This is a genomic window from Humibacter antri, assembly GCF_054777235.1.
Genome location: NZ_BAAHAW010000005.1, coordinates 182,111 through 192,934 on the forward strand (window position 1 = coordinate 182,111; position 10,824 = coordinate 192,934).

At 65.8% G+C, this 10,824-nt stretch carries 9 protein-coding genes and 1 tRNA gene; 7 read left to right on the top strand and 3 right to left on the bottom strand.

Annotated elements, in window-relative coordinates:
- Positions 1–4: 4 nt before the first annotated feature.
- Complete coding sequence (polA, locus tag ACYVDK_RS03665) at positions 5–2,671, bottom strand: DNA polymerase I (RefSeq protein WP_460518101.1); 2,667 nt, start codon at positions 2,669–2,671, stop codon at positions 5–7.
- Positions 2,672–2,892: 221 nt separating this feature from the next.
- Here polA and ACYVDK_RS03670 point away from each other — a divergent pair, with 221 nt between their 5' ends.
- A complete protein-coding gene (locus tag ACYVDK_RS03670) occupies positions 2,893–3,333 on the top strand; it encodes a hotdog family protein (RefSeq protein ID WP_460518104.1) in 441 nt (146 codons plus the stop codon).
- A 128-nt stretch (positions 3,334–3,461) separates the two neighbouring features.
- On the opposite strand, the gene ACYVDK_RS03675 is transcribed toward ACYVDK_RS03670, so the two are convergent.
- Positions 3,462–4,064 (bottom strand): ANTAR domain-containing response regulator, encoded by a 603-nt coding sequence (locus tag ACYVDK_RS03675; RefSeq protein WP_440293280.1) that lies wholly within the window; start codon positions 4,062–4,064, stop codon positions 3,462–3,464.
- Between the two features lie 116 nt (positions 4,065–4,180).
- On the opposite strand from ACYVDK_RS03675, the gene ACYVDK_RS03680 reads away from it, so the two are divergent.
- The 4 genes from ACYVDK_RS03680 to ACYVDK_RS03695 all read left to right on the top strand — a co-directional run bounded on the left by ACYVDK_RS03680 (position 4,181) and on the right by ACYVDK_RS03695 (position 6,742).
- Positions 4,181–4,263 (top strand) — tRNA-Leu (locus tag ACYVDK_RS03680).
- 464 nt (positions 4,264–4,727) lie between these two features.
- Positions 4,728–5,375: an HAD-IA family hydrolase gene (locus ACYVDK_RS03685; protein WP_460518106.1), complete on the top strand. Its 648-nt coding sequence runs from the start codon at positions 4,728–4,730 to the stop codon at positions 5,373–5,375.
- A gap of 315 nt (positions 5,376–5,690) precedes the next feature.
- Positions 5,691–6,122, top strand: coding sequence for an HAD family hydrolase (locus ACYVDK_RS03690; RefSeq protein WP_460518109.1), 432 nt, complete (start codon positions 5,691–5,693; stop codon positions 6,120–6,122).
- Positions 6,123–6,190: 68 nt separating this feature from the next.
- Positions 6,191–6,742, top strand: a complete 552-nt coding sequence (locus tag ACYVDK_RS03695) for an EXPERA domain-containing protein (protein ID WP_460518112.1) — start codon at positions 6,191–6,193, stop codon at positions 6,740–6,742.
- Between the two features lie 106 nt (positions 6,743–6,848).
- Here ACYVDK_RS03695 and ACYVDK_RS03700 read toward each other — a convergent pair whose 3' ends face one another.
- Positions 6,849–7,229: a hypothetical protein gene (locus ACYVDK_RS03700; RefSeq protein ID WP_460518115.1), complete on the bottom strand. Its 381-nt coding sequence runs from the start codon at positions 7,227–7,229 to the stop codon at positions 6,849–6,851.
- A 150-nt stretch (positions 7,230–7,379) separates the two neighbouring features.
- On the opposite strand from ACYVDK_RS03700, the gene ACYVDK_RS03705 reads away from it, so the two are divergent.
- Positions 7,380–8,165 carry an SGNH/GDSL hydrolase family protein gene (locus ACYVDK_RS03705; RefSeq protein WP_460518117.1) on the top strand — a complete coding sequence of 262 codons (786 nt, stop codon included), beginning with the start codon at positions 7,380–7,382 and terminating at the stop codon, positions 8,163–8,165.
- Positions 8,166–8,517: 352 nt separating this feature from the next.
- The gene (locus ACYVDK_RS03710) at positions 8,518–10,719 is read left to right on the top strand and encodes a hypothetical protein (RefSeq protein ID WP_460518120.1); all 2,202 of its coding nucleotides are present in this window, start codon (positions 8,518–8,520) and stop codon (positions 10,717–10,719) included.
- Positions 10,720–10,824 lie beyond the last annotated feature (105 nt).

Below are 10,824 nucleotides of genomic sequence, written 5' to 3' on the forward strand. Positions count from 1 at the left end.
GGCCTCAGTGCGCGGCGGCGTCCCAGTTCTCGCCACGGCCGAGCTGCACGGTCAGCGGAACGCGGAGTTGCGCGGCCGTCGACATGCGGCGTGAGACGATCTCGGCCAGCGCATCCCACTCCCCCGGGCTCACCTCGAAGATGAGCTCGTCGTGCACTTGCAGAAGCATGCGGGAGCGTAGCTGCTGTTCCCGCAGGTCGGCGTCGATGCCGATCATGCCGATCTTCATGATGTCGGCGGCAGAGCCCTGGATCGGTGCGTTCAGCGCTGCGCGCTCGGCGTTGTCCCGGATCACGCGGTTGGTGCTCGTGAGATCCGGGAATGGACGCCGACGCCCGTAGATCGTCTCCGTGTAGCCGTCGACGCGTGCCTTCTCGACCACGTCGCGCAGGTAGTCGCGCACGGCACCGAATCGCGCGAAGTAGTCGGTCATCAGCTGCCGTGCCTCCGAGGTCTCGATGCGCAGCTGCTTCGACAGTCCGAACGCGCTGAGGCCGTACGCCAGGCCGTACGACATGGCCTTGACCTTGGTGCGCATGATCGGCGTGACATCTTCGGGGGCGACGCCGAAGATGCGCGCACCGACGAAGCGGTGCAGGTCTTCCCCGGCGTTGAAGGCCTCGATCAGCCCGCCGTCCTCGCTGAGGTGCGCCATGATGCGCATCTCGATCTGCGAGTAGTCGGCAGTGAGCAGCGTCTCGTATCCCTCGCCCTTGATGAACGCCGACCGGATCTGCTTGCCCACCTCGGTGCGCACCGGGATGTTCTGCAGGTTCGGATCGTTCGACGAGATGCGACCGGTGGAGGTTCCGGTCTGGTCGTAGGTGGTGTGGATGCGCGCATCCGGCCCGACGGACTTCTCCAGCGTCTCGATAATCTGCTTGAGCTTCGTGGCGTCCCTGTGCTGCAGGAGCAGGTCGAGGAAGGGATGCGGGTTCTTCTCCTGCAGGTCGGCGAGCGAACCGGCATCCGTCGAGTATCCGGTCTTGGTCGAGCGTGTCTTGGGCATGCCGAGCTCATCGAACAGCACCTGCTGAAGCTGTTTCGGGGAGCCCAGATTCACCTCGTGGCCGATCTCGGTGTACGCCGCCTGGGCGAGCCCGTCGGCGCGCACTGTGAGCTCCTCGCGTTGACTGCGCAGAATGCCGGTGTCGATCGCGACACCGTTCCGCTCCATGCGTGCGAGCACAGCGGTGATCGGAAGCTCGATGCGCTCCAGCACCCCACGCGTGCTCTCCTCGAGCGCGACCGAGACAGCCTCGGCGACCCGGTGCACGTACCAGGCCTCCGTCGCCGCACCTACAGGCTCTACCTCGGGAACGAGTTGTGCCGGGTCAGACTGCGGCATCTGCTCGCCGAGCACCTCGTAGACCTGGTCGGCGAGACCGGATGGCGTGCGGTTGGGATTCACGAGCCAGATGGCCACTCTCGCGTCGCACTGCAGTCCGCCGAGGGCGATGCCCATGGCATCCAGCGCCTTGAGCTGGTTCTTCGCGTCGTAGAACCACTTCGGCGAATCGGAGGCGAGCCAGCCGACCAGTTCGGGGTCGAGCGAGCGGTCGTCCGCAGCCGACACGTACACAGACCTGTCCTGGGTGGACAGGCCGACCCCTGCGACCCCGACACCGGCGCGGTCGAGCTGAATCGCGAGAGGGCGTGAGCCGTTCGCGGATGCCTCGGCGAGCCATGCCTGCAGTTCCTCGCCTGACGCCTCCCCCACCTCGGGCGCCACGATGATGTCGATCTGCGCGCCGGTGACCGCTCCGGTGTCGGATCCGTCTCCGTCGATCAGCTTGAACACGCGCTCGAGCAATGTGCGGAATTCGAGGCGGGCGAACAGGTCGCGCACCGCCTGCTCGTTCATCGGGCGGCGGGCGAGATCGGCCGGCCCCACGGGCAGCTCGACGTCGCGGACGAGCCGGTTCAAGCGCCGGTTGCGCAGCGCGTTCTCTTTCTGGTCGCGCAGGTTCTGCCCGACCACGCCTTTGATCTCGTCGGCGTGGGCGATGAGGTTCTGCACGTCGCCGTACTGCAGCACCCACTTCACGGCGGTCTTCTCGCCGACCTTGTCGATGCCCGGCAGGTTGTCGCTGGTCTCGCCGACCAGGGCGGCCACCTCCGGATACTTCTCCGGCGGGATGCCGTACCGGTCGAGCACGGTCTGCCGGTCGTACCGCTTGAGCTCGGAGACGCCTCGTACGTTCGGGTAGAGCAGCGTGACGTCGTCGTCGACCAGCTGGATGGTGTCGCGATCGCCGGAGACGACGAGCACGCGGTATCCCTGCTCAGCCCCTTGCGCCGCGAGGGTCGCGAGGATGTCGTCCGCCTCGAAGTCCTCCTTCTCCAGTGTCGGGATGTTCATCGCGGCCAGTGCCTCCTGCAGCAACGGCACCTGCCCTGAGAACTCCGGCGGGGTCGCGCCGCGTGTGCCCTTGTAGTCGGCGTACTCCCTCGTGCGGAACGAATACCGTGACACGTCGAACGCGACCACCAGGTGACTCGGGCGCTCATTCTGCAGCAGCAGAAGCAGCATCGAGAGGAATCCGTGGATCGCGTTGGTGTGCTGGCCGTCACGGGTCGTGAAACTGTCGACCGGCAACGCGTAGAACGCCCGGAACGCCAGCGAATGGCCGTCGATGATCAGGAGGGTAGGCTTTTCCGAGTCCGGCACGCCTGCCAGCCTACAAGCGGCCTCGGACACTCGATTGAGGCTCGGACTCGGATGCTGGCATACGTGGCCGGGCCGATTGAGAGTGTTGAGCGGCGCAGCGGCGAACACACTCGATTGAGGCTCGGACTCGGATGCTGGCATACCTGGTCGGGCCGCTCGAGTGCGTTGAGCGGCGGAGCCGCGAACACATGAGACGCCGGCCAAGAAGCACCAGGAGCAGCATGTCGACGATCGGTGAGACGGATGCCTCGTCCGACGCCCTCGCGTACGTCAAGAAGCGCGGAATGGGCGCGCTCGCGGCGAAGATGGGCATCGAGATGATCGAGTTCTCGGTGGATCGCGCCGTAGCCACGATGCCCGTCGAAGGCAACACCCAGCCGGCGGATCTGCTGCACGGTGGCGCCTATGTCGTGCTGGCCGAGACGCTCGGGTCGATGTCGGCGAATCTGTGGGCCGGTGTTGGCAGGCTCGCGGTGGGCATCGAGATCAACGCGTCGCACACCCGGTCGGCGACCAGTGGCGTCGTCACCGGCGTGTGCACGCCGATCCACCTCGGCCGCACGCTGACCACGCACGAGATCGCTGTGACGGATGACCGCGGTCGCCGCTGCTCCACGATCCGCATCACGAACCTGATCAAGGACCGCAATTCCGCGGGTTGAGCTTGTCGAAACCTCGAAGGACGAGGGAACGGGACGATTTCGACACGCGTCGCCTGGCGGCGCTGTTCAATCCGGGTGCTCCGGCCGAGTTCTCCGGGGCTCAACGCTTGACATTGAGCCCACCGCACTCATTTCTTGGGCGCGAGCTGGTCGATGATCGCCTTGGCGACGTCGTGCATCGTGAGGCGGCGGTCCATGGACGCCTTCTGGATCCAGCGGAACGCCTCTGGCTCCGTGAGGCCCATCTTCTCGTTCAGGAGGCCTTTTGCGCGGTCAACGAGCTTGCGGGTCTCGAATCTCTCGTTGAGATCGGCGACCTCGGCTTCGAGCGCGATGATCTGCTGGTAACGGGCCAGCGCGATCTCGATGGCGGGCAGTAGGTCGTTCGGGGTGAACGGCTTGACCACGTAGGCGAGTGCGCCCGCCTCGGTGGCTCGATCGACGAGCTCCTTCTGGCTGAACGCCGTGAGGAGCACGACCGGTGCGACGTGATTCTCGGAGAGCCTCTTGGCAGCCTCGATTCCGTCGAGGTTCGGCATGCGGACATCCATGATCACGAGGTCGGGGCGCAACTCCGTGGCGAGGGCGACGGCGGTCTCGCCATCGCCGGCCTCGCCGACGACCTCGAACCCGTTGTCGCGCAGGATCTCGACGATGTCGAGACGGATGAGCGATTCATCTTCCGCGACGACTACGCGACGCGGTGCAGCGGTGTTCTCAGTGTCGGTCACGGTGAACAAGCCTACGATATGGGCGATCGAGCCGTGAACGACGCGCGTGCGCGCGCGTTCCGTGAACCGGGTGCATGTATGGCGGCCGACCGCGATATGGTGAACAGCGCACCTGAGCCGGTGTGGCGGAATGGCAGACGCGGAGCACTCAAAATGCTTTGCCCGAAAGGGCGTGTGGGTTCGAGTCCCACCACCGGCACTGACTATGGCCTCGCTGACCGCTGAGACGGAACACAACGCGGCTGTCACTGCCTCCCTCTGCGAACCCGCCATCGCGCGATTGCGTGGGAGCCGCCGCTCACCACCGCCCGGCCGGGAGCTCCTGCAGTTCCTGACGGCGTGCTTCATCTCCGCCTCCCGGTCGAGCGGCCGCCGTTCATGACCCGACGGTGACGCGCGGGCGGTGCCGTTCACCGCGGGCACATTCTCTGCCGAGGCGCCTCGACGATGTGCTGCGCATGCACGGCCGTGCTGCGTAGCGAACCGCTGGGAGGCGCGTGCCGATGTCGGGGCCTTACGCGAAGGTCATCCACGGGTGACGGTGCTGGGGCAGGCTCAAGGGCCCAGGTGGACGCGTGGTCGGGTGAGGGACGTTTCCTGCGGCTGAGGCTTACGCCTCACACGAATGGGATGGCGCACCATCGCCCTGTACTCTTTCGCAGCGTGAGCACCACCATCCGCGCGTCCGCGATCCTGTTCGACATGGACGGCACTCTCGTCGATTCGTCTGCCGTGGTGGAGCGCGTCTGGACCGACTGGGCCGTGGCGAATGATCTCGAGCCGGCCGAGGTGCTCGAAGTCGTGCACGGCAGGCAGGGTCACGAGAGCATGGCGATCCTGTTGCCGCAGCGACCCCTCGAGCAGAACCTGGCCGATACTCGCGCGATGCTGGCCCGCGAGACCGTTGAGCTCGACGGCATCGTGGAGATCGTCGGCGCGGCGAGACTTTTGAGCTCGCTGACGGATGCTCCGCATGCCCTTGTCACCTCCGCCACCCTTCCGCTGGCGACGGCCCGCATGAATGCAGCCGGCCTCGTGGTTCCTCGTGTCACTGTCACTGCCGAGAACGTCTCGGCGAGCAAACCGGATCCCGAAGGTTTCCTCGTGGCGGCGGACGCACTCGGGGTGCCGGCCGCGGAATGCGTCGTCTTCGAGGATTCCGGTGCGGGCATTGCGGCCGCCCGATCTGCCGGGATGCGCGTCGTCGGAGTCGGCGGCATGGCGGAGAGTCATGACCCGGATTGGGGCGTGCCCGATCTCGTCGATGTACGCGTGAGCGTGGACGCCGGCATGCTCGTGCTGACGCTGTAGCGGTCAGTACCGCTGTGCGCAGGGGTGCATCGGATGCCCGCGTGTTGGGCACGGAACGCGCCACCGGGCACGGAACCCGCCAGCGGGCACGGAACCCGCCAGCGGGCACGGAACCCGCCAGCGAGCACCGAACGGACACCCGTTGCGTGGTGGGCCGTCGCCATCGTGCGGGTTCGTCGACTTCACGCGGTTCGTCGACATCATGCTTTTCGCGGCACACCGGCAGCCGCGACTGCGCTCAATGCGATCTCCTAGCCGGCTCACATGAGCAAAGTCGGTGTGCGGTTCTAGCCATCCGCGCATCGCATCGACACCGTGCACAACCCGACCGAGCAGGATGTCTGGGTGCAGGGCCAGAAGTTCCCGGCGGTTCCGGGTATGGTCGCGCTGGATCGCGCCGCGCAGAAGGCCGGAGGCACAGTGATCGGGCTGACCGGGCGCAACGACAACCAGAACGATGCCACGCTCGCCAACCTCGCCAAGGCGGGCTACACCGGCCTCACACCGCAGAACTATTACACGAAGTGGACCGGGAAGGGTGCATCGCAACAGCCGTCGTACATCCACTGCGCGGCGGCGAACTGCACCACCATCGAGTACAAGTCGCAGACGAGGGCGCACGCGGAGTCGAGGGCAGGCGGCAACTACGACATCGTGGCGAACTACGGCGACCAGTTCAGCGACCTGATCGGCGGTCACGCCGACCGCACGATCAAGTTGCCGAACCCGACGTACTATCTGCCGTGACTGCGCTCAGGTGATTCTGTCGCCGGCCCGGCCCGCATCATGCGCGGGCCGGCGATAGTCTGCACACCATGTCCGAAGCCCGCACCACGACCGCGCCCGACCCCGCCCCCGGGGCACGTGTGAAGCTCGCGAACCTGCCGCTGACGAAGCGGCCCATCGACATCGTGTTCCTCGTGATCTTCGCCGCGTTCATCGTCACGTGCATCATCAGCGACTCCGTTGAGGGGCTGGGCCTCGACCAGGTGAAGGACTCGCCGAACGTCCTCGTGCAGTGGAACTACTGGTACGCGTCGAACTTCGACCCGCTGTACCGATCGCATCCGGTGTGGCTGCGGTTCATCAGCGGCACCTCCGCATTCGTCTACGTCGCGTTCTACGTGCTGCTCATCCTCGCGATCGTGCGAAAGTGGAACTGGATACAGCTGCCGAGTGTGATCTACGCGACGATGATCATCTCGCTCACGGGCATCCCGATCTTCGGTGTGGAGTTCTTCGGATCGGCCGCCGAACGCACCCCGAACGCGGCGGTCTTCCTGGCCTTCAACCTCCCGTACATCGTGATTCCTCTACTGCTCCTGATCCGCATGCGAAAACCGATGCCGTTCACCCGCAGGTTCTGAGCCGTTTTGCGCGCCGGCACCGCCCGACGCGCCGCGGTCGGCTACCGGAATAGTTACGTACGGCGCCGTGCATGCGGCCGCCTCGTAGAGCGTGTCGCGCGGGAATTCACGCTGCGTCGAACACCTTCACGCCGTTCGCCATCTTGAACGTCGGCGCGATGATGACGGCGAAGAAAGGCACCGCGATCCGCAGGAAGTAGACGAGCGGCACCATGCCCAGAAAATCGCCGAACGCGAAACCGACGACTGCGATCAGCGAGAAGAGCAGGGCGATGCCGAACCCCTTGACCGTGTTGAGGAACGGGGTCGCCGTCCCTACGCTCGCGATCACGATTCCGACGTCGACGATGAACGGCTGCCACGCACCGGTGTCGCCGAGTGCGGCTCCGGCGACGATCCAGGCGGCGATCGCCACCAGCCAGAACAGCACGAACACGGCGCCGGCGATGCGCTTGTCGAGTTCACCCTTCGGTGGCCGAGCGATCATCTTTCAGTAATCCTTCCGAAGGCGGTGGTCCGGAAGCGTTCAGCATGCTGCCGGGGGTGAGACGGGTGGCCGAAAGGCCTTCTCGATAGTACCGCCGGGCAAGAGCCAACCGAGCGTTCTCCACCACGACGAGACGGATACCGTTGAGGCATGTACACCAGCTACATCGCGATCGGGGACAGCTTCACAGAAGGCGTCGGCGACGTACTGCCCGACGGCAGCGTGCGAGGCTGGGCGGATCTCGTCGCGGTGGGTCTTGCCGCTGCGGCAGACGAGCCGGTGCTGTACGCGAACCTGGCGATCCGAGGTCGCAAGCTCGGTCCCATCGTCGGAGAACAGCTCGACACTGCCATGGCGATGAGTCCGCAGCTTTTGAGCATCAACGGCGGTGGCAATGACATCATGCGGCCTCAGGTCTCTGTCGACGACATCGCGCAGAAGACGGCGCGGGCGGTCGGGAAGGCCGTCGACGCCGGCATCCATGTGCTGCTGCTGAGCGGGGCGAATCCGAGCGACAACCTGCCCGGCGGCCGTGCGATCCAGCGTAGGGGTGACGAGCTGGCCGTGCGGGTGCGTGCCTTCGTTCGCGATGGGACCGCCGTCGAGGGCGCGGTCACGTTCGTGGACAACTTCGCCGACTCAGACCTGCGCGATCTGCGCTACTGGTCGCTCGACAGGTTGCACCTGAACTCATTCGGGCACGCGCGCGTCGCCTCCAACGTGCTCACAGCGCTCAGCGTGCCCGTGCCCTCCGCGTGGCGCGTCGACGAGGTGGCGGCCGAGCCGCCGTTCGGACGGCGCCGGCCATCGCTGAAGTACTACCGCGAGTACGTGCTGCCCTGGATCGGGCGCCGGCTCACCGGGAAGTCGTCGGGCGACGGCCGCAGCGCGAAGCTGGCCGAACTGACGCCGATCGACCCCGACGTCGTGTCGTAGGCCGTCGTTCCGTCTCTAACGATGAGTTGCAGTCGCTCCGCATCAGCATCCCACCGCATGCCGTGCCGGTCGCCCCTCCGGGCTGGGAGCCCCAGCCGGGAGTGGACGCAGGTGCCTTCGTGTGCGTCGCGCGACCGACCGGGTTCTTTGCGATCGGGCAGTAGTGCCATGCGTTCACGCAGACCGCCGACGCGGAGAGGCGCCGCCTGCTCGGCTTGAACGATGACTACGACAGCGCCCGGCGTGGCGACGCTTCGTAGCGGTCAGGCCGCGTACCGTGTCGCCACGGGCGGTGTGCCCGCGCGTGGGGGCAACAGTCTAAGCGCGACTTGGGGATGACTTTGGGGGGCCGATGGGTACTCAGATCTGGAGAGCGGGCACGAACGGCGATTGGTTCGAGGCCGCGAACTGGACTTCCGGCACGGTGCCGACGATCGGCGACACCGCCTTGATCACATCGGGCACGCCGATAATCCCGGCAGGATCTCCTGTCCTCGAGGGGGTCACCATCAAGCTCGCCGGATCTCAGACGACGGCGACGACCATCGCGCTGGAGACATTCGACGCCGCGTTCGTCGGCACGAATGGTCACCCGCAGGCGCGCGCGGAATTGATCGTGACCGGAGGCGAGCCGGGGACGTCGCCGCTCAACGCGATGCTCGTTGCCAAGGGGAGTACGTCCTTCGACGGCCAGATCCTCATCGGGGCGATGGGCGGTGGCCTCACCGTCGAGGCGCAGAGCAACGGAACCGACCCAGGCAACTTCACCTTGCTGAACACCGATTCGAAGGCCGTGCTGGTGGTGAGTCAAGGGAGCTCCTTGACGCTGGGAGGGCAGGCATTCACGAACAACGCCCTCATCCAGGTCGCGGGCGCGCTCGACATCGCAGCAGGCGTCGCGGTCGAAGGCAGTGGTGCGATCGTGCTCGAGAACGGTGGGCGGTTGTCGATCGAAGGAATCGTCGGTGTCGACCAGGCGGTCGACTTCGTGGATGGCACAGGGACCGCGACACTGACCGGCGAGTTTCTGGGGACGTTCGGCTTCACAGAAGCAGGCGGCAACCGGATCGATCTGCCCATGGCTCAAGTACAGTCCACGAACTTCGTGGCGGCGACTCGCTCCGAACCGGCGAGGCTGGAACTTTTCGCCGGACCGAACCAGACCGGCACCCTCGTAACGCTGTTCGTGCAACTTGTGCACAGCGGGAACTGGTCCCCGCTGCCGTTCGGCGAGCAGGTCTTGGCCGTGTCCGACTTCTTGATCGATGGCGAGAACGGTGACGTCCGAATTGCGTATGCGCCTCAGGGTGTCACGGTGTTGGAGCAATCGATGCCGACAGCTCTTGCGGCGTCAGCCGGCACGAAGGTGCCATTCTCGACGATCCTCACGCAGTCGTTCGGCACGGCGGCACCGGGCTTTTACAGCATGACGCTGGTCCCCTCGCAACCGTTCACGAACACGAGTACGGACTGCGGCTATTGGGAGGAACCCGACACGACACCGGTCTGGTATGTGGCGGGAACGCCGATCAACGGAGCGACGGTCGTTCAGAACGTCGATGACGTCGAACTGCTGGTCGGCAATCAGATCAACAACCCGGCACAGTTCCAGGCTCGTGTCACGCCGCCGACAGCCCCTGGCCCCGAGACCGTGGTTGTCGAGTACAGCGTGTGGACGGTCGATCCCTCCATCGTCCAGGTCGCGCAGATCGCCGGCTGCGGCGGGTCGCCGACGTCGAAGGCGGTGATCGCCGCGGCCGAAGCCTTCAACGCGAAGTACCCGCGCGTTCTCAACACGAATCTCTGCAACTGGATCGGGGACAATGTTGCGGCGGGAGCTGGTGCGCCAATGCCGCTACCCGACGCGCTCATCGACGCGAGCCTGAACGTGGAGGGCGGATTCTGGCGGGTCCCCTACACCGGTGCCGGGCCGGCACCAGTGTCCGACTGGTCGACGCTGGTGCAGCCGGGCGACATCGTTCGAATGGGATGGCTCAAACCTGAGCACGGCATCGCTTCCGGGCACACCACAACGATCCTCGGTGTCGTCACGAATGCCCAGCGGCAGATCCGGGTTTACGACAACATCGACCGTGTCGATGGTGCCGAATACATCGGCATTCACGACGCCTCCTACTGGGTCGCCACCAACCCGGCTGACATCACGATCTATCGGCTCGACCCGAACCAGCAGTACTTGATCCTGGGGAGCGGTCTCGGCGGCGTGATCCAAGGCAGCGTCTACAACGACCTGATCCGGCCGGGCGGAGGCCCCGCCGTCATCACGGCGGGCGGAGGAGACAATGTGATCCAGGGATCAGCTGCCGAGCTGGACGGGATCACCGTCACCGATTTCCGTGCCGGCGATGCCTTGGACTTCACGGACCTGAACCCAGATCAAAGCTCTGTCGCATACTCCGACGGGATCCTGCGAGTCACAAGCGACGGCTCGCAAGTCGCCGCCGTCATACTGCCCGTTCCGGAGCCCGGATCTGAATTCACCCTCGCCGCAGACGGAACAGGCGGCTCGCTCGTCGGAATCTCGACGACCTGACCCCGGTCGGGTGCACGATTTCAAGCTCCAGCGCTTCTTCAGGGCGGCGTATGCGGGTGCGGCTTCGTTGTGCACGTCGCCGACGACGTGCACGCGCACGTCGTT

Excerpts from the sequence above, each read along its gene's own strand:
- ACYVDK_RS03700 (WP_460518115.1), bottom strand. The coding sequence starts at position 7,229 with ATGATCGCTCGGCCACCGAAGGGTGAACTCGACAAGCGCATCGCCGGC.
- ACYVDK_RS03695 (WP_460518112.1), top strand. The coding sequence starts at position 6,191 with ATGTCCGAAGCCCGCACCACGACCGCGCCCGACCCCGCCCCCGGGGCA.
- ACYVDK_RS03670 (WP_460518104.1), top strand. The coding sequence starts at position 2,893 with ATGTCGACGATCGGTGAGACGGATGCCTCGTCCGACGCCCTCGCGTAC.
- ACYVDK_RS03710 (WP_460518120.1), top strand. The coding sequence starts at position 8,518 with ATGGGTACTCAGATCTGGAGAGCGGGCACGAACGGCGATTGGTTCGAG.
- ACYVDK_RS03705 (WP_460518117.1), top strand. The coding sequence starts at position 7,380 with ATGTACACCAGCTACATCGCGATCGGGGACAGCTTCACAGAAGGCGTC.